At 38.9% G+C, this 20,097-nt stretch carries 17 protein-coding genes and 1 tRNA gene; 11 read left to right on the top strand and 7 right to left on the bottom strand.

Going from position 1 to position 20,097, the window contains the following annotated elements:
- Positions 1–657: 657 nt before the first annotated feature.
- The 7 genes from yidC to KBF71_04475 all read left to right on the top strand — a co-directional run bounded on the left by yidC (position 658) and on the right by KBF71_04475 (position 6,931).
- Entirely contained in the window at positions 658–2,391 is a 1,734-nt protein-coding gene (gene yidC, locus KBF71_04505) for a membrane protein insertase YidC (GenBank protein MBP9877578.1), read from the top strand.
- On the top strand, positions 2,391–3,059 hold the full coding sequence (locus KBF71_04500; protein MBP9877577.1) for a YihA family ribosome biogenesis GTP-binding protein: 669 nt from the start codon (positions 2,391–2,393) through the stop codon (positions 3,057–3,059). Before yidC ends, KBF71_04500 begins: the two co-directional genes overlap by 1 nt.
- 97 nt (positions 3,060–3,156) lie before the next feature.
- Positions 3,157–4,065: an acetylglutamate kinase gene (gene argB, locus KBF71_04495; protein MBP9877576.1), complete on the top strand. Its 909-nt coding sequence runs from the start codon at positions 3,157–3,159 to the stop codon at positions 4,063–4,065.
- An 81-nt stretch (positions 4,066–4,146) separates the two neighbouring features.
- The gene (locus tag KBF71_04490) at positions 4,147–5,091 is read left to right on the top strand and encodes an SPFH domain-containing protein (protein MBP9877575.1); all 945 of its coding nucleotides are present in this window, start codon (positions 4,147–4,149) and stop codon (positions 5,089–5,091) included.
- A gap of 263 nt (positions 5,092–5,354) precedes the next feature.
- Positions 5,355–5,429 (top strand) — tRNA-Gly (locus KBF71_04485).
- Between the two features lie 423 nt (positions 5,430–5,852).
- Positions 5,853–6,470 (top strand): YqgE/AlgH family protein, encoded by a 618-nt coding sequence (locus tag KBF71_04480; GenBank protein ID MBP9877574.1) that lies wholly within the window; start codon positions 5,853–5,855, stop codon positions 6,468–6,470.
- 26 nt (positions 6,471–6,496) lie between these two features.
- Entirely contained in the window at positions 6,497–6,931 is a 435-nt protein-coding gene (locus KBF71_04475; protein ID MBP9877573.1) for a nucleoside deaminase, read from the top strand.
- On the opposite strand, the gene KBF71_04470 is transcribed toward KBF71_04475, so the two are convergent.
- The 4 genes from KBF71_04470 to KBF71_04455 all read right to left on the bottom strand — a co-directional run bounded on the left by KBF71_04470 (position 6,907) and on the right by KBF71_04455 (position 10,735).
- The gene (locus tag KBF71_04470) at positions 6,907–7,644 is read right to left on the bottom strand and encodes a hypothetical protein (protein MBP9877572.1); all 738 of its coding nucleotides are present in this window, start codon (positions 7,642–7,644) and stop codon (positions 6,907–6,909) included. The two genes, KBF71_04475 and KBF71_04470, sit on opposite strands and share 25 nt — an antisense overlap.
- A 66-nt stretch (positions 7,645–7,710) precedes the next feature.
- Entirely contained in the window at positions 7,711–7,968 is a 258-nt protein-coding gene (locus KBF71_04465) for a ribbon-helix-helix domain-containing protein (GenBank protein ID MBP9877571.1), read from the bottom strand.
- A gap of 74 nt (positions 7,969–8,042) precedes the next feature.
- Complete coding sequence (gene fumC / locus KBF71_04460) at positions 8,043–9,455, bottom strand: class II fumarate hydratase (protein MBP9877570.1); 1,413 nt, start codon at positions 9,453–9,455, stop codon at positions 8,043–8,045.
- 68 nt (positions 9,456–9,523) lie between these two features.
- On the bottom strand, positions 9,524–10,735 hold the full coding sequence (locus KBF71_04455; protein MBP9877569.1) for a hypothetical protein: 1,212 nt from the start codon (positions 10,733–10,735) through the stop codon (positions 9,524–9,526).
- 141 nt (positions 10,736–10,876) lie between these two features.
- Between KBF71_04455 and KBF71_04450 the strand changes: the two genes are divergently transcribed.
- Positions 10,877–11,155, top strand: coding sequence for a hypothetical protein (locus KBF71_04450; GenBank protein ID MBP9877568.1), 279 nt, complete (start codon positions 10,877–10,879; stop codon positions 11,153–11,155).
- On the opposite strand, the gene KBF71_04445 is transcribed toward KBF71_04450, so the two are convergent.
- Positions 11,115–13,037, bottom strand: a complete 1,923-nt coding sequence (locus tag KBF71_04445) for a glycosyltransferase (GenBank protein MBP9877567.1) — start codon at positions 13,035–13,037, stop codon at positions 11,115–11,117. The two genes, KBF71_04450 and KBF71_04445, sit on opposite strands and share 41 nt — an antisense overlap.
- A 92-nt stretch (positions 13,038–13,129) precedes the next feature.
- Between KBF71_04445 and KBF71_04440 the strand changes: the two genes are divergently transcribed.
- The 3 genes from KBF71_04440 (at position 13,130) to KBF71_04430 (ending at position 17,159) form a co-directional block, all read left to right on the top strand.
- Positions 13,130–14,137, top strand: coding sequence for a polysaccharide deacetylase family protein (locus KBF71_04440; protein ID MBP9877566.1), 1,008 nt, complete (start codon positions 13,130–13,132; stop codon positions 14,135–14,137).
- Positions 14,138–14,200: 63 nt separating this feature from the next.
- Positions 14,201–15,265, top strand: a complete 1,065-nt coding sequence (locus tag KBF71_04435) for a glycosyltransferase family 2 protein (protein ID MBP9877565.1) — start codon at positions 14,201–14,203, stop codon at positions 15,263–15,265.
- Positions 15,266–15,359: 94 nt separating this feature from the next.
- Positions 15,360–17,159 (top strand): ABC transporter ATP-binding protein, encoded by a 1,800-nt coding sequence (locus KBF71_04430; GenBank protein ID MBP9877564.1) that lies wholly within the window; start codon positions 15,360–15,362, stop codon positions 17,157–17,159.
- 9 nt (positions 17,160–17,168) lie between these two features.
- On the opposite strand, the gene KBF71_04425 is transcribed toward KBF71_04430, so the two are convergent.
- On the bottom strand, positions 17,169–18,218 hold the full coding sequence (locus tag KBF71_04425; protein ID MBP9877563.1) for a GNAT family N-acetyltransferase: 1,050 nt from the start codon (positions 18,216–18,218) through the stop codon (positions 17,169–17,171).
- A gap of 76 nt (positions 18,219–18,294) precedes the next feature.
- Positions 18,295–20,097 carry a tetratricopeptide repeat protein gene (locus KBF71_04420; GenBank protein MBP9877562.1) on the bottom strand — a complete coding sequence of 601 codons (1,803 nt, stop codon included), beginning with the start codon at positions 20,095–20,097 and terminating at the stop codon, positions 18,295–18,297.

Here is a 20,097-nt window from a genome sequence, read left to right as displayed (position 1 = left end):
AACAGGAGGAAGACAAATTAATGCCTTTTGAGTGAAAGCTTGTTATTGATTTTTTAATTGATTCGAAATGCACTGTAGACCTCTTAACTAGGGAAGGTTCTAGAGGTATATCTGCCAGGATTGCGCTTCTAGAACTTTCGGTTGATTTAAATGAATTGATTTGATTACTTATATTATATGGCAGCTCTATCAATCATTTCTTTGCATCTTCTTGGAATGTTCTATTTTCCTACACAATAAAAAATCACACGTCAAGAGATTTTTAACCTTTGTTAAAAAATTAGCTTCAAAGCTCTATTCCTGAACTAAGCAATTTCATAGTTGTTTTGAACTGTATTTTTGCGTACTTACTTCTCACCGTCACTCAGAGGGTCTTTTGTCGTAGCCTTCTGGCGAAGACGAATGACCCGTGGAGTCTTAGCAATTTCTAAATAAAACTGAATTAAGTTGTTAAATCTATGAGACTCCACGCCCCCTGCCTCCTGCGCACTTCGTGCTTGTTGGCAAAGAAGGGGGCTCTGAGTGACGTTGAGGGCTCATTATACAAAACATTTCTATTTCACAAGACGACCTTATATTACTGAACGAAATTCATTGCTCTTTTTACAAAAAAAATGTATCTTGAAGTCCTTTCAGACATTCATTCTTAGGATAACCATGCAACACGATCAGAAAAATCTCTTTATTGCCCTTGCACTCAGCCTTGCGATTCTTATAGGTTTTCAATATTTCTATGAAGCGCCACGGCAACAAAAACAACAAGAAATTCTTGCAACGCAAAAAGCCAAGGAAGTTGATGAGGCTGACATTATGGCCATCAACCCAAACCTACCGGAAAATCAAACAAATGGCAGCAAAGATATCATTGACGGTATGACAAGAGCTGAAGTGATTGCTTATCAAAAGCAAGCAGCAAAGCGCGTTGATTTCGACACGCCTTCAATCTCTGGCTCCTTATCAACAAAAGGGGCACGCATTGATGATCTGACACTCAAAAATTATAAAGTAACAACAGATCCTGATAGTCCAAACGTTGAACTTCTCTCTCCTTCTGGTTCTAAAGAAGCTTACTTCATTGAGTCAAACTGGCTAAGCAACGACACAAGCATCAAGCTTCCGACTTCAGATACAATTTGGAGTGCGAATAAAGACACTCTTGATACAAGCGCTCCTGTTATCCTCACTTACGATAATGGCCAAGGCGTTACTTTCCAAAAAGTGATTTCGCTTGATGAAAACTATATGTTCACCATTACACAGCGCATTATCAACAAGTCTGGAAAAGACCTGAATTTCACGCCTTATTCTGTAATTGCCCGTCATAATCCCCCCCCAGCTTTGGGCTTTTATATTCTCCATGAAGGTCCGATTGGTGTTCTTGATGGATCTCTCAAAGAATCAAAGTACAAAGATCTTGATGAAAACCAGACAGAATCATTCAAAAGTAATGGCGGCTGGATTGGCATGACCGATAAATACTGGCTTGTGGCTTTGATTCCAGACCAAAAGGACGACATCACAGCCCGTTTTGTGAAGAACCCAAACAAGAACAATTATCAAACTGACTTTATGGGCAAAACAATGGCGGCCACAAATGGGAGTCAAATCGAATATACAATGCATGCCTTTGCTGGTGCCAAAAAAATTGACTTGCTTGATCAGTATGAGACAGATTTGTCGATTCCTGATTTTGATAAGGCGATTGACTTTGGTTGGTTCTACTTTTTGACCAAGCCATTCTTCTATGCGCTTAAATATATTGCAGGTCTTGTTGGCAATTTCGGAATTGCGATTCTGATCTTCACCGTGATTGTGAAGGCAGCTCTCTACCCACTTGCGAACAAATCATATCAATCCATGTCAAAAATGAAGAAGCTTCAGCCAAAAATGACTGAATTGCGTGAAAAATGTGGCGATGATCGCATGAAGCTGAATCAAGAAATGATGGAGCTCTATAAAAAGGAAAAAGTAAATCCTGCCTCAGGTTGCTTGCCAATTTTGGTACAGATCCCAATTTTCTTCGCTCTTTATAAGGTTCTTTTTGTAACCATTGAGATGCGTCAAGCGCCTTTCTTTGGATGGATTCATGATCTGTCAGCGCCTGACCCAACAACACTGTTCAATCTTTTTGGACTGATTCCTTGGACACCACCATCTTTCTTGATGATTGGTATCTGGCCGCTGATCATGGGCTTTACAATGTATCTTCAACAGAAGCTCAATCCAGCGCCTGTTGATCCTGTTCAGCAAAAAGTCTTTATGGTTATGCCATTCATGTTCACCTTCTTGCTTGCAAGCTTCCCAGCTGGTCTTGTGATTTACTGGGCATGGAACAATCTTCTCTCAATTGTTCAGCAATGGTCAATCATGAAAAAAATGAAGGCTATTTAATGGAAGCCGATCAAGAGTATAAAGGTCCCTTTACCTACAAAAAAGAGACCTTCACCAAATCAAGGCTTCTCTTTGCTGGCCAAAGCGATTTTGTGGCGGGTGTGGAATATTTGGCCCAATTACCCTCTATGACACATCCCGAGATCGCCTTTATCGGCAGATCGAACGTTGGTAAATCAAGCCTCATTAATGCGCTTGTGAACCGGAAAATGCTTGCCCGTACATCGCACACGCCTGGCCGGACGCAGCAACTCAATTTTTTCAACATTTCTGACACGCTGTTTCTGGTTGATCTACCCGGCTATGGATATGCAAAGGTTTCAAAATCCAAATCAAGCAACTGGGTACGGGTGCTGAAAGATTATTTGAGTGGGCGTCAAAATTTGCATTTGGCCTGTCTTTTGATTGATGCGCGTCATGGTTTAAAGCCATCTGATCTTGAAATGATTGAGCTTTTGGATGAGACAGCTGTCTCTTGCCAGATTGTGCTCACCAAATGCGATAAGGTAAAGCCAGATTTTCTCTCAGAAATGATCGAGAAAATTCAAACAGATCTTAAAAAACATCCATCCATTTTCCCTTATATCCTGACAACAAGCTCTCATAAAAAAGAAGGTATTGAACTTCTCCAATGCCGTATCTTTGATCAGATCTTCCCAAATCATTAAAGTCTGTTGACCCGCGCTTTAAACTTTTTTGAGCCTAAAGTCGAAAAATCAGCCCGCTTTTCATTTTTTGGGTCATAATGGACCTATGGATAAAAAATTGACATATCGTTCTTTGGAACAGTTAAAAACAAAGCCCGACATCTTGATTGAGGCTCTGCCCTTTATTCGTCTCTTACAAGGCGCAAGAATTGTTATCAAAATCGGCGGCAAGGCTCTATCAAATCCTTCATTCGTGAAGAAATTCGCAAAGGATGTTGTGCTCCTCAAAACAATCGGGATGCATCCTGTGATTGTTCATGGCGCTGGTGATAAGATTCAAGAAATTTTAGAGGACTATCGCTTTAATCATGATGATCCAGCTCCGCCACTGCGGAAAGAAAATCAAACAAATCTGCTGGCTGAAATGATTTTGAGAAGCGTCATTAACACTGATCTTGTCTCAGCAATCCATAAAGCGCGCGGTAAAGCGATTGGCCTTTGTGGAACCGATGCTAATTTTGTTCTCGCAAAGAAAACAAAGCAAGTCAAACGCGTGCAATCCGATAGCAACATTGAACAAATTCAGATGGACTATATCGGCCGTACCTACCATGTTAATACACAGCTGATGGACCATCTTCTTGAAAAGGATTTTATCCCCGTTATTGCACCTATTGCCTATACCAGCGATCGCGAAACAGTTCTTGTGAATGCAGATGAGCTCGCGGGCTCCCTTGCCTCAGCTTTAATTGCAGATCGCTTGCTACTGCTGGCTGACCTTGATTCTCTTTATAATGCACAAGATCATTTTCTATCAAAGCTCTCATTTTTTGAACTTGAGCAAATGATTGTCAGTCACAAAGTGAACGAACCTTTATTATACAAGCTCAAAGTCATCTCAAAGGCTCTTCAAAACAAAACCGCAAAGGCAGCTCTGATCCCTGAGTTAGAGCCTCATGGTATTCTCTTATCCCTGCTATCTGAAAAGGGTTCAGGCACTAGCTTTGAGCAAGAAGACGAACAATAATATTGACGAAATGCCATGAATCCTTTAAAAATAGGAAGTCGCTTTTAAAAGCTATTTAATCATTTTTATAAGGAATATATCATGGAACAATTGCAAATATCATTCCCAATTTGGGAAACAATATTTATCGTCATCGGACTCTTTTTGCTCTTCATCAGTTTTTTTACGGTCAATCAGCAATCTGCTGGTTTGATTGAAAGGTTTGGAAAATTCATTCGCATTGCACATCCTGGTCTTAATTTCAAAATTCCTTTTATTGAAAGCATCTCAGGTATGGTAAGCCTCAGGCTCATGCAGCTTGATGTCGAAGTTGAAACAAAAACAATCGATGACGTGTTTGTCACGATCGTTGCATCGGTGCAATATCGCATTCTGCCAGATAAAGTATACGAGGCTTTCTACACGCTTGATAATGCTGAAGCGCAGATCCAGGCCTTTGTTTTTGACGTTGTGCGTGCACGCGTTCCTTCAATCAAGCTTGATGACGTCTTTTCTAAAAAAGATGAGATTGCCGATACCGTTTGTAGCGAGCTTAAAGGTGTTATGAATGAATTCGGTTATGATATTATCAAATCACTGGTCACTGATATTAGTCCTGACACCAAAGTAAAAGCTGCGATGAATGAGATCAACGAAGCTCAAAGACTCCGCGTTGCAGCCAATGAGCGTGGTGAAGCTGAAAAGATCCTCAAGATTAAACAAGCTGAAGCTGATGCTGAAAGCAAAATCTTGCAAGGTAAAGGGATCTCAGGCCAAAGACAAGCGATCATTGAAGGGCTCAGAGATTCAATCACGCACTTCCAAAAAGAAGTACAGGACTCCAATACTCAAGATGTGCTCGCACTTATTATGATGGTGCAATACTTCGACACCTTAAAAGAGATCGGCGCTCACAGCAAAACAAATACGATTATGATGCCGCACTCACCACAAGCGATGCATGATTTGTATCAACAGATCAGCAATGCTGTTCTGACTGGTCAACAAGTGAATGATCACATCAATAAAGATGAGAAAATCTGGTAGTAGCTTGATTCTAAACAAAAAGAAAAATCCTGGACTTATACAGTGCAGGATTTTTTTCACCTCATCACAGAAAAATGATCCTTTAACCCAAAAAAGTGCATTTTCCCTCTTGCAATCTTCCAGAAATCTATTATTATCCTTCTCATGACATACGTTACCAAGCGCCAGATAAAATTATACTATGAACGAGAAGCGCAGTGTAGTTTACCTACATAAGCGACGAGTGAAGCAGTAGAATTTTAAAATGGTGGTTGGTACAGAATGCGGGCGTAGCTCAGTGGTAGAGCACAACCTTGCCAAGGTTGGGGTCGAGGGTTCGAACCCCTTCGCCCGCTCCATCTAACAACGATGTTTAGATGGAGCGATGACAATTTAATTAAATCATCCCCCTCACACATAATACTTAATTGCTTGATCTTTTTTCGCAAAATGATCGAGTTAAACGATATGATTTTTGAATGTAAACAATCGTCATTCAGAGTCGCCTCGTTGAAAGGCGACGTGGAATCTCATTAATATACAACTTAACGCAATGTTTGTTCTAAGACTGTAGAGACTCCACGGGCTCCTTAGGAGCCCTCTGAGTGACGACGTTATATTATCCTGAACTCATTCCAGCATCTAAGGTGTTGAAATAAATCCATCATCACATCCCAATATTTCTAACCTTTTCGTAAATAAAATTATTTTCATAAATTTTTATATAAATTTTTATATAATTATGATACAATGAGTTTATAAATAGAAAAATGGGGGGAGAAATGTTTTTTGATCGTAAGAAAGAAGAAGTGAATAAGACACATTTATTTATTAATCATACAGACGGATCTTTAACAGGCAAATTATTAATTGCAAAACCAGGTATTGAAGATCATCGATTTCATAAATCAGTCATCTATATATGTGCTCATAACCAAAAAGGCGCTATGGGCCTTGTCATCAATCGCCTGCATGGATCAATGAATCTATCAGGCCTTTTAGAGCAGCTTAACATTCCATCCTTAAGCCTTAAGTCAGATCCACCTATTTTCTTTGGTGGACCACTTGAATCAGCCAGAGGTTTTGTATTGCATTCAAACGAGATTTCTTTTGATGGAACGCTCAATGTTGATCCTAACTATTCTATGACAGCAACAATCGACATTCTAAAGGCCTTAGCCAATGGTAATGGCCCGAATAAAACACTTTTGGCCCTTGGTCATGCTGGTTGGGCAGCTGGAGAGCTCGATCGAGAAATTCTTGAAGGTGGCTGGTTTATTGCTGAACCAACCAATGAGTTGCTTTTTGACATGGAACTTGATACAAAATGGGAAAGAGCTCTTGCCGTTCTCGGTGCACATGAGATCAGCATGCTCTCAACCTATTCAGGAAAAGCTTAATGACTCAAGCGACTTTAGACTCATTGATGCGCCTCGCCTTGTCCGAGGCGCAATCTGCATTAACTGTTGACGAAGTGCCCGTTGGCGCTATCATCGTTGACTCAAAGACAGGCATCGTTGTATCTACAGCCCATAATCTCACGCGCACGAATAATGACCCAACAGCCCATGCTGAAATGGTTGCGATACGTGAGGCCTGCGCTAAGCTTAATCGCTCTAGACTTGATGGATATGATCTTTATGTGACGCTCGAGCCTTGCGCCATGTGTGCATCAGCCATTAGCCATGCTCATCTTGATAATCTCTATTTTGGCGCCTACGATCTAAAAGCAGGTGCTGTAGACCATCATGTCCGCTTTTTTGAAAGCAAGGCATGCCTGCATCGTCCAGATGCCTATGGAGGGATTCTAGAGAAAGACTGTGGACAGATTTTGTCTCATTTTTTTTCAAGCAAACGCTGAATCATCTGTGCATTTTGGGCAAGAAGCTGAGGCTGAATTCTTCCTTTTGCATCCAGTAGATGAGTGAAAAAATCAGGCTGAGAAGAACTTCTTCCACTTTGGAGTATAGACAAAGATTTTGGGCTTATGTCATCATTTCTCATTTCAGCCTCGAAGAAATCGTGTCTTGATCTCTTGTGCTCAATCTCTGCCTGAAGTTTATCGAGGCAATCTTGTAAAAATGTAATCGCAACCTGAAGCTCCACCCGAGAAGCAGCCGTTTTTTCAATCGTTTCAATAGATAAAGACAAAAAACCTAAAGGATCACTGTTAAGCTCAAAGACGCCTCTACAATATTGAGCATAAGGCGTCTCTTCGGTGAGAGCCTTTTGATGAGCCTTTAGTAGTTCCTGAGCAATCAGACGACTTGCAGCAGGAAAATCGGGCTCAATCGCCTTGATTAATTGCTGATCTATCAAAAAACAAACACCCAATATCTGCTCAATTTTTGTCTTTATCTGATGATTGATTTCGATAAAACAATCAAGGTCCTTGAGCAAGTCTAATGTGGTAGCCTGACATTGTCTTTTCACCAAAGGAATGGGGGACAAATCCGCAAAAATCTGATCAAGACGCCCTCTTCTACCAAGTGCATTATTGTCTCTTTGAACCTGAGGGGTGATTGTCCTTGACCCAACATGAGCCATAGACCATTGATTCTGAACAAAAGCCATCTACACCTCCAATATTTTTATTTTCTTGTACTCATAGTGCGCTATCAAAACAGAAAGAGCAAGGCCTTATTTCTCGCCTTCTTCAAGTTCATGGATACGCTTTTGCATAAAATGGAGAATGTAAAGCCGGATGGCACTTGAGAGATTGCCCTCTCTTTGTCGATCGATAAAATTGATCAAGGCATTCATCGAGATTTTCTTTTCTTTGGAAATATCATGCAGCGCATCCCAGAAAGCATTTTCAATTGAAATACTTGTTGCATGACCGCTCAAATTAATTGAGCGCTTCAGCAACGCTGGTTTCTTTAAATATTGGTGAGACATTTACGCATTTAACTCCTACCCTCAACCATGACTTGTACAAAACAAGTACTCTTACATACCTATGCTAAAACTATTTAGCCCTTAGGTCCAATCATATTTTCAGCCTTGACCCATTTTTCAAAATCAGCCTCTGAGACAAGGCCAAGAGAAAGAGCGGCCTCTTTTAAGCTTGTTCCTTCATGATGAGCCTTTTTAGCCACTTTTGCTGCATTGTCGTAACCAATGTGAGGATTCAACGCCGTTACAAGCATCAAACTATTTTGTAACAAATAATCAATACGATCGCGGTTTGGCTCAATCCCCTCAAGACAATTCTTTGTAAAAGATTGAATAGCATCCCCTAACAATCTGATTGATTGCAGAATATTCAAGATGATCACAGGCTTAAAGACATTTAACTCAAAATGCCCATTTGAGCCCGCTACAGTGACTGTTACATGATTTCCCATAATTTGAGCACAAACCATCGTTAAGGCCTCTGATTGCGTCGGATTCACCTTCCCAGGCATAATGGATGAGCCTGGCTCATTTTCAGGCAAAAGAATTTCACCAATACCACATCTTGGCCCTGAGCCTAAAAGACGAATATCATTTGCAATCTTCATCATAGAGACCGCAAGCGTATTCAAACAGCCCGATAACTGAACAAGCGCATCATGGCTTGCCAAAGCTTCAAATTTATTTTCTGCGGTCTTAAATGGATATCCTGTGAGATCAGCTACAAATTGAGCCATCTTCTCAGCAAAGCCCTTTTTGGCATTGAGCCCTGTTCCCACAGCTGTTCCGCCTTGAGCAAGCTCAAGGAGTGGAGGGATTGCGCCTTTAATGCGCTCGATCCCCTGACGAATTTGATGAAGATAGGCTGAAAATTCTTGTCCCAATGAGAGCGGGGTTGCGTCTTGAAGATGTGTTCTGCCGATCTTAATGATATCTTTGAATTCTTTGACCTTTTGAGCCATTGCCTCTTCCATATTATCCAAAGCAGGCAAGAGTCTCTTGTGGATCTCAATCACTGTTGCTATATGCATGACGGTTGGGAAAGAATCGTTACTTGATTGCCCCATATTGACATCATCATTTGGGTGAACTGGTTTTTTTGAGCCAATTTTACCACCAAGCAATTCAATGGCTCGGTTTGAAATCACCTCATTGGCATTCATATTGCTTTGAGTCCCTGACCCTGTTTGCCACACCACCAATGGAAAATGCTGATCTAAACGTCCTGAAATCACTTCTTCAGCAGCCTTTACAATCGCATCGCCCTTTTCTTTATCAAGCTCACCTAATTTCATATTGGCAAGAGCTGAGGCTTTCTTTTGAATACCAAAGGCTTCAATCACTGGCCGCGGCATTTTTTCAGTCCCAATTTTGAAATTTTCAAATGATCTTTGTGTCTGAGCGCCCCAATAGCGATCAATCGGGACTTCAATTTCTCCGAAAGAATCAGATTCAAGCCTATGTAAAACATCTAAACTGGCAACGCTCATTTGTAAAACCTCCTATTGGTCCATTTTTATCTTTATACAGATAGGTTTATTTTTGGTGAAGAATGGACTTACGCAGATGAATCTTTTGATATCCCTGTTGTCAAATAATATGAGGTCACAACTTGTAAAATCTGCAAGAGAGTTGTCACGGCACCAATAATCATCGGAACCTTTAAATCTTGACTAATTTTGACAGGCGGGACAATATTATCACGGATCTGTGTTGCATCAAAAACAAAATCATTCGGTTCTGTGTTTGAATTATCATGATAAATGATTTCAAGCATACCGGCTTGAACGTGCCCTGCTCTGTCTTGAAAGTAGATTTTCTTTATCCCTTTAATTGCAAAACCGTCTTTACCCATCATTTGAGTTGGCGCTGCAACAACTTTGAAAACAGGACAACTTACAAAAATTCTTTTAGGATCCTTTGGATCATATACGTTCAGTTCTTTGGCACGCTTTAGTGCTTCATCAGGAGAAATATAAACAGCATAATCATGACTTTTCCGGGCAAAAGAACTATAAAGAATCTTCTTTTGATCATCAGTCCATTCTACAGCCACATGCTTTTTAAATGGCGCAGTTTGGCTCTCTTCAATTGAGCAATCACCAAGACCCGTATCACCCGCATCAATCTCAGATATGGAGGATTTTGAAAAGGGAGATGGATCAGACACCGAGGTGCTTTTCTTACTTTTGGCTAATCTTTCAGCTGCTCTTTCTTTTATGAGGGCCTCTTGTCTCTCTTTTCTTTTCTCATATTCTCGCTCACTTTCAGATTGCCTTCTTCGACCGAATGTGGGCGTTGGATCATCTGATGTGATCTCTGTTGAATCTGCCTTCTTTCTTACTTTTCTTTTCTTAAATGTTACCCCCTCTTCATCGGAAGGAGCATACTCAGATGATTCTCTATCCGGCAACGAGGCCGACAAAATTGTCTCAAGCTCTCTTGTTTTTGTCTTACGCAGAGTTCCTCCACTCTCCTTTTCAATGGTGACTCTAACTTTTTTTGTTTCCTCGGCTTCTTTTTTTGGTTTCTCAGCCTTTGCAGCACCTCTCATGGTTAAATTCTGCTTTGTTTTCCAGGCCAGCTCCCCAATCTTTCCTTTTCTTTTAAAAACTTGTTCGTGCTCACCGCGTTCGATTACAAGGCGGGTTCCTAACACGTAAAATGTACGCTTTCCTCTTTCCGTATCTTCATTTTTAATATCAGCTTCAAAGATTGCAAATCTCTCAACCTTTTCTTTAACACTAGCCGTCAGTCTATCCGTGGGCACTTAGCACCTCCCTCAATGTAAATTCTTAAAATAGCCTAAAGAATATTGCTTTCTAATAGATTAACGATAAACACTTAATTTGAAATTATTTTTATAAAATTATGATATAATTAGAAAGTTCACATTTAAAAGGAGATTTCTATGATTCACAGCAAAACGAAAACCGCGAAAGCAGATTCTGGAACTTTTCTGACGCTGCTCTATAGCTTTACAACAATTACCCTTATGTTCATCGGAATTTTGTTTTTACAAAAGGCTGACGCTGCAGAAGTTGATTGCTCAAGAATCATTAACCAAGCCGACAAATCAAATTGTATGCAAGAGACAAAGCCTGATAAGCCAGAAATTAAAAAACCTGATGCCCCTCAAGATGACACTTTCAAGCCTCGGGTTCCGCCGAGCACACCGTCGGCTGATTAATAAGGCACTCCTTTTGACATTGTGAGCTGAAAAAGGCGTAAAACCCATCAAGATGTTGTAAAAATGCATTTAGATCTTCTTGGCTTTTCACATAGGGATTTCCTCCCAACATCAATGAGGAAGAATGAAAGCTATAGACAAAAATCTTTTGACCCTTGCGTAATCTTGTTTTGACCAGGTCAATACATTCTTGAAGCGAGCTGCCTTCAGGCGACAGATTCACGCGGTTGAGCAAGCCTAGGCGTGCGAAAATACCAGGCAATCTTAATTTTTTGAACCCAGGATGGTCAATGACCGGATACAGATATCTCCCGATCGAACTAAGCAAACCCGTGAAATTTTTAGTTAAAGGGATTTCTTTGAGCGTTTTATGTTCATCAAGCCAAAAAGCATAGTCTGGAACATCCCTATAATCAGGCCCTCCTTCTGATTTGAAACTTGTATGAGGCACAAAACTTAAATCAACTTCAAAACCCAAAGATTTTAAAATTTTTGCTGTATTCTTACCAAAACCATAGCGACCAGCCTTATAATATTTAGGGCTCACTCCAAATTCCTGATAAATTCGATCTCGCAGATTTTGTAATTTCTGATATTCAAGTTTGAAAGGCAGATTTCCTGCAAAAGAATTATACCTGTTAAGCTCTTCTTCATAAGGAGGCGTCACCCAAGGATGGAGCTGTACGCCGATTTCACACTGCCCTGCTTTAAGCCATTTCTTAAAAAGAGAGACTGCAAACGGATCTTCAAGAATAGGGTAATCAAGGAGATATATGGCCTTAAAACCATGCTTAGTCATAATATCATGAGCCAAATGAAAGTGCTTCATCGATTCTGTTTGTGGTTTATGACAACTGAATGGAGCCGACCAATCGAATTCCTCTTCAACATCAACGGTCACAAGCAACTCTACTTCACTCATCTCTTTTTCGAGATTGATACAAGAATCATATTCATGAGTCTCTGTGCTTAATTTATTTTTCAACCATTGGCCTAATGCAGAAAAGCGTAATATGAAATAAACATTTTTAAGATAGATAAGATCATACTGAACAGCCTTTACCATCAATAATAGCCCTTTTAAAGCACTCTCTTGATAATATTGATTTCGACCAAACTGGCTATATCTGGCCCCAAGAATACGGTTAATTTCTATAGATGATAGACGATTTTTATTGGCTGCAATGTGTCTTAGAATCATCGGAAGTGTGTAATCAATTTCACCCGAGCCAAAGCTTTTAATCAAACTGTTTGGACGATTATAGACATTCACCAATGTCTCAAAAACAAAAGCTAACTTCCCATCACAGGCTAACTTGATCCATAAATCTAAATCTTCTGCAACCGGTAATTGCTCATTGAACCCACTCACCTTCAAAAGACTCTCTCTTTTTGCAATCACAGTAGGCGTACAAATAAAATTATATTGGAGAAAAGTCTTCCAGGTGTCTCCACCTTCAACTGGTTTTCTGTTTGGATGAATTTGGTGAATATAACGACCATCATAGGTATAAAAATCAGCAAAAGAGGAAACGAAAGTCACCTCAGGATCATTGAGAAATTTTTGAACCTGTAATTTTAACTTTTGGGGACGCCATTCATCATCTGCGTCCAGAAAAGCAATGAGATCCCCAGATGCTTTAACAATACCACGATTTCTCGCAGCAGCGGCTCCCGTTTGCTGAGCTGAAGGTATTATTTTCAAAGGAAGTTTTTTTGAAAAACTCTGACAGATTTCGAGTGTGCGATCGACCGATCCATCATCACAAATCAGAACTTCATGAATTGGACATGTCTGAGACTTTACAGATAAAAGAGCTCGTTCAATGGTATCATCATTGTTGAATACAGGAATAATAACAGAAATTTTTGGAGTCATCATGGCACAATTTGTTTTATCTTTTTTTATCTTTACAGAATAACATAAATGAAGTGTAAAATCATTATGACAACTCAACAAAAAGTTATCTCGTTATGAATACAATCAAATCTCTTATCAAGAAAATTCTATACAAAACTGGTATTTTATCAATTATCCATCACGTCAAAAATAAGGATAATCTAACAGTTGTGATGTTTCATCGGGTTTTAGACCAAAAAGACCCTCGATACCTAAGCGCGAATCCAAATTACACTTTTGAAACCATAGCCTTTAAAAACTGCCTCTCATTTTTGAAAAGACATTACAACATTATCACACTCAAAACACTTGAAGACTATTATGCAAAGAATATTCCTTTACCAAATTGCCCCCTGCTCATCACATTTGACGATGGCTGGAAAGATAATTATGATTACGCCTATCCGATTTTAAAAGAGATGGACATATCTGCTGTTTTATTTGTCGCAACAAGCATATTGAATCAAACAGCACCCTTCTGGCAAGAAAAAATCTATGGTCTCTACAAAACAAATCAACTCACCAAAGATGATTTTATATTTCTTGAGGCAATTTTGCAGGAAGATTTAAATCACTACTTGCCCCTCTCCGATACAAACATAGACTTGTTCATTGAAAAAATTTTCAATGCGAACTTATCTGTTACTGAAAAAATAAAGCACTATCTTGAGGAACACTATCCATCCTCAGACCGATCCTTTTTAACTACAGAGGAATTATCCATTCTAGGGCAAGATGTTTTTGAAATTGGATTACATGGTCACACGCACCACCCATTAACCAAAGTAAAAAACGTAAGTGATGAATTACAAATGTCACTAGAAATCCTAGAAAAAGTAAAAGAGTTAAATAAAAAATTTCAATTTCAGAAAGCGCTATCCTTTCCTCATGGAAGATATAATGAGACAGTTCAAAACGAATGTTTTGATCAGGGATTAATTTTTTGTTTCACGAGCGATCGTTCTAAAATGCCACTTAATGTCAAAGACAGAATAATTGGGAGATATTATCTTACAATGGATCTGGCTTACAGTTGCACCGGAAAGTTTACTCCTCACGAACTTTTATTATGGTTGATGTAAAATAAATTACTCTTTCTTTACAGTTCTTCAGATAAAATCAACATGTATTAGAGAGACAAAACAATGACACCACATAAATTAAAAATAGCAGTTGTGATCCCATTTTATCAGAAAGAAGCTGGGCTCTTACGAAAAGCAATAAAATCTGCAATTAACCAAGATTACAAATGTGTCATGGATATTATCATCATTGACGATGGGTCACCTGCGCCCGCATACCCTGAATGTGATGAGCTTGAATATGATAAAAAAAGAATTCAAATTCGAATTATTAGGCAGAAGAATAAGGGTGTAGCCGCCGCTAGAAACCTAGCTTTGGAGAATGTTAGTTCAGATACAGATTATATTGCCCTTCTTGATCCCGATGACGAATGGAAACCCGAACACTTAAAAACAATTTTTAAACATAGCCAAAATTTTGACTTCTATTTTTGCCGACATATTCGATATGATAAAGAATATACAGCTTATCACAAAAATCTCCAACACCTTTCCTTCTCCAAAATAAAACCTATTCATAACACTGAATTAATCCAATTGAAAGGTGATGTCCTTAAAGAATTTTTTTTGGAGAAATTCGATGATATAGGAGGAACATTCATCATAAATTGGAAAAAATATTATAATACGAGATTCGATGAAGAAATTCATTTAGCAGAAGATTATTTATTTTTTCTTAAAATACTACTCCAAAATCCTAAAGTATTATATTCAGAAAAAATTAATGTACGTGCAGGTAACGGTTTAAATATTTACTACAACTTACCATCTTGGAAAGAACCAATGTACCTAAAGACAAGCTATCTATACTTTTTATTAATAAAAAAATATGATGAACTAATTCAATCCTATTCGCAGTATCAAAAATATACAAATCTCAAAAAAAAGAAAAATGCATCTGAATCAATACTATGTTTTCTTTACTGTATATTTCACAACAAGAACATTGCATGGAAGTGGGTTCAAAAAATTATTACCATCTACCCACAAATTCTTTTATGGTTCTTTCCGATCATCTTACAACTCGCTATCCAGAAAACAAAAAACAAATATCACCAAAACAATAATAGCTCACAATCTGACAACAATAATTCCACCTTAAAAGCAGATCAGATCAAAGGTAAGTGAAATGATATTTCTTCTTCATTGCTTACTTTATTAAAAACTTTTCAACACTCGAGAGATATAATTGATTAAATCATTTAACAGATCCGAGCTTACGATGTCCCAGCCCTCAAAAACGTCAGATATGTTTCCTGCTCTACAAAAAATACGTGAGCTACTCTCCCGCGAAGATAAGAAAAAATGCATCGTCATTTCTATCTTCGCCCTTTTCTCTTCACTTTTTGAATTACTCACGGCATCTATCATCGTTCTCTTTGCGCGGCTTATGAGCCAAATGGACATCGGCCAACAATATGCCGCAAAAATTGGCTTTGAAAATAAATTCAGTAATACGGACATTCTCATCTTTATCGTCATCGCCTGCGCACTCTCTTTCTTTATTAAAAACATTATTGCAGGATTTGAACTCTTCCATCAGAATCTAGCAATCCAAAAAATGGAAGAAAAGTTTAAACATACTCTATTACACCGCTATGCTAAAATAGATTATGGGTTCTATTTGACTCGCAATAGCTCAACTGGTTTAACGATTATCAACAATGATGCCCGCAATATATACACATCAGGCGTTATGGGGATCGCCGGACTTCTCTCTGAAATTATAGTCTTTGTCAATCTGATCGGATTTCTTATCTATATGCAACCAACACTTGCCTTTTTTATTTTTGGGTGTGGTATTATTCTCTCTTTCTTATTGAGTCAATACTTCATGCCTGTCATTTATAATTATTCTCTCAAAATGCAAGAGGCCAACGTAAAAAGTTATCAACATCTACTTCAATTTTTTCACTCCTTCAAAGAAATTGCTCTGCTTGGAAAACGGGAATACTTCATCAAGAACTTTCAACTCCACAACAATGAAGCAACTTACGCTGAAGCCATAAGAACTGCTGTTAAAGGGTCCCCCCGTCTCTTCATTGAAACGCTCTTCGTAGGACTCTTTATGATCGCCATCGGATTTATGGCAATAAAGTCACAAAATCCAACCGAGTTACTTGGTGTTTTGGGTGGATATCTCTATGTTGGCTTTCGCATTATGCCTGGCCTGAATCGCATTATACAACAAATTAATATGTTTAAGGGGGCGATTCCTTCTATCAATCGAATTCATCACGAATATAATCTCTCTGAAGAAAACGAACGTTATCTTAATCTCCCTAATTTTCATTTTGAAAAGTCAATCGATCTTAAAAACCTTTCCTTCCAGTATCTCAACACCAGAAAAAGTGCACTCACCAATATTAATCTCACCATCAAGAAAGGAGAATGTATTGGCATTGCTGGCGAAACTGGCTCAGGAAAATCAACCTTGGTCGATATGATCCTTGGACTCTTGAAACCAACTGAAGGAGAGATCCTCATCGATTCTCTCTATCCGGCCAACTCTCTGCAATGGCATCAAAAAATTGGCTATGTCCCTCAATCTCTTAATCTTATTGATGACACGATTGCAGCTAATATTGCCTTTGGTGTAGAGCCTAAGGATCATAATGTTGAACAGCTCCATAAAGTTATTGAGGCCGCACAACTCTCAAAACTATTGGCACAATTGCCTGAAGGGGTAAATACAATCGTTGGCGAAAGAGGTGTTCGCCTCTCTGGTGGTGAAAAACAGAGGATTGCTATTGCACGCGCACTCTATATTAATCCTGAAGTACTTATTTTCGATGAAGCAACCTCAGCACTTGACAACGAAACAGAAGCCAAACTCATGGAAACAATCTATAGTGTCAGCAAAAATAGAACAGTGATTATGATTGCCCATAGGCTCTCAACGCTTGAAAAATGTGACCGGATTGTCCAAATGTGTAACTCTGAATTAATTAAGATCCTCACTTACAAAGACTTCGAACAACAAAATCACAAAGTAATTCCAATCACTCCACAATCAAACTAGAGTCGGCCATCACCCATTCGTTTGCAGTCTCCACTCCAAAGATTGCTTCAAAGAAAACAAAGTCCCTTTAATGCTCGCCTGAGACCAAGCGCCCTTATAAAAATAATGTTCTTCATTCGAAAAATCACGCTTATAAGGCGTATCACCACTTCCGCGATCAATCACCTCAACTTCGTTCTCACCTGCGGTTTCAATAATCTTGCACAAAAGCAATCTGCCCGGTGAATATTTCTGACACTCAAAATCATAAACTGGAAACCAATAATGTAAGACGCCTTGATAGAACATCCCAAGATGAGCTGCCATGAGATTTCCGCCAAATGAGATTGTAGAAAGAGTTGTTTGAAATTCATCATTCTCATGCTTGAATAAATAATCAAGCAATTCGGTTCTTTCTTTTCTAAAATAACCCACCCTTTTTGTTCGTTCATATTGAGCATTCTTTTTTGCGACCAGAAATGCGTAATCATTCTCGTCTCGACTTTGAAAAACAAAAGTCATTTCGCCCTTGTCTTGAATTGCCTTTTTCTCCCTTCGTTTTGTATCCGGATAGAGACTCTTGTGCTTTTCTCTCAAATAATCAAAATAGTCCTGATCAGATTTTTTGAAATTAACTCTTAAACCTATCTCACCTTGCGATGCATCCATTCCCTTTTGTTCAATAAAGTACTGCTCCAAATGCGTGAAATAAAAATAATGCAACCCCGTTAGCTTCAAAAATTGATCCGGTGATATCAACACATCAGTTGTATAAATAGGCGCAAAATAATCTGACATTTCTTCGCCAATACGTTCACCCGCCAGACAAAACCGGCCCATCCCTTTCATCAATTGAAAAGGAAAAAAACAAACAATTTTACCGGCTTTACGAATAATGCTCACATAAGCATCTTGATACACAACCGACACGGCTGCAAAAAAGGAATAAGTGTAAAAGGCTGAATGATATTCTGACTTCTCACTTGTTGTTTTTTTCCACAATCCAATTTCATCTGCTGTCATTTCCTGACAGGATTTTACCTCAGATGAAAAAATACCGCATTGTCTTTTGCCTTGCATCACAACCTCTTTTCACACAATGAAATTCCTCATCGTAGAATACACTTGTTTTATGAAAAAAAGCTGAAGTTATCGGTTACTGCGTTGGTTTCTCAGCAACAGCACTTTCATTTGGAAGACCATTTTTCAGCTTATCTGCTAAAAAAGCCTTTTCTTTATCATCAACTGAATAATCGCTCGATCTTTGCCATTGCAATTTGGCATCAGCCCTACGGCCTGTCTGCCAATAGGCATCCCCCAAATGATCGTTGATCGATACATCATTCGGCGTCTTGCTAAGCGCTGCTTGCAATATCACAATCGCCTCATCATACTTTTTCTGCAAATAGTATGCCCAACCTAGACTATCTAAAATATAAGCATTGTCTGGTTCAAACTCTAAAGCTCGCTCGATGAGCTCTTGCGCATCCTCATAATTAACACCACGTTCAAGCCAAGTATATCCAATGTGATTGAGTAAAGTCGGATTTTCCGAATTCAGCTCAAGAGCTTTCAAAAAGTCATCTTCAGCTAGTTTGGTTTCATTTTTAGCTTGATAGACTTGCCCCCGCTCAAAATAAAAGAGCCATTTTTGATTCGGAGGTGATAAGTTCAAACATTGAGTCAAAATATCAATCGAACGGTCAATATTCCCTTCCTTGTAATAAATACGGGACAAGTTCAACAGCAAATCTAGTTTCTCAGGCTGAATTTTAAGCAAATTCTGAATGATGAAAATCGCTTTTGGAGCTTCACCTTGAGCCATAAAAATCTCAGCCTTTTTTTCTTCAGCCTTATAATAATAGAAGGACGTTTGCTTGATTTTATCTAAGTACAATAAGGCCTGTTCTGGAAATTCCTTTATCGCAAAGATTGATCCTACCATATAACGAGCCGCATCCAAATCTTCATTCACCAATAAGGCAATCGTGTTATAGTACAAAGCCGTATCATAATAGCCTTGCGCATAAAAGGCACCGCCTATATCATAAATAGCTTCCGCAATTGCATCACGATATTTTTTAATTAAAGGAGCCGGCTTACGTTGTTCATACAAGCGTGTCATCGCCTCAAGGTAAAACCAGCTCTGCGGTTTCAACTTATTAAACTTGTTGTAAACTGCTTTGGCTTTGTCAAATTTGCCCTGTCTTTCATAGAAATTACCCGCAGCTTCAGCCATGTGCGTCACTGGCGCACTTGCAAAAGCAAGTTCATAATAACGCTCTGCTTTGTCAGGCTGCTTTGCATATTCTAAAATAAAGGCCTTTTGCAAGGCATAAACTGGCGTAAAATCAGGGTCAGATGTGAGTTGATCGATATTCGTAATTGCTCCGTTTAAATTATTTTCAGCAACAGACAACCAAGCTTTCAATACAGGCAATAGATAGGCTTTAAACAAAGCATAATGGTGTGAATCCGTATCTTTCTTCTCTTCAATACCCGTTAAAACCTCAGCTGCTTTTTTGAAATCTTCTTGCCCTAAAGCATCTGCAAAAATCGTAATATAGGCAAGATCATACTCTGCTTCGTTCTTAAACAAAAATTCGGCCGCCTTTTTTGCATTCTCTGGGTCGTCTTTCAACAAAGATAAAAAGAGAAGCTTGTGCCAAATGGGTAAATTCTCTTGATCTTTATCAACAATATTTTGTAATGTATCGGCAGCCTTGTCCCAATCGCCCTGATGCCTTGCAATTCGTGAAATGAGATATTCACCTGCAACCGTATCTCTTTCTTTCGCTGATAAATCAGACGGCATATCATGCGTGAAGAAATTTGTTTCACTAATAGGGGTTGATGTGCCTTCTTGCTCTGCATCATCACAAGCAACCATAATGCCTAATACAAAAGGCAATAAAACTAAGAGGCGCATCTTCTGCAAATTGATCATTGACTGAGTCAT

This window comes from Alphaproteobacteria bacterium, from assembly GCA_018063245.1.
GTDB lineage: Bacteria > Pseudomonadota > Alphaproteobacteria > JAGPBS01 > JAGPBS01 > JAGPBS01.
This window is presented reverse-complemented; position numbering and strand designations above follow the sequence as displayed.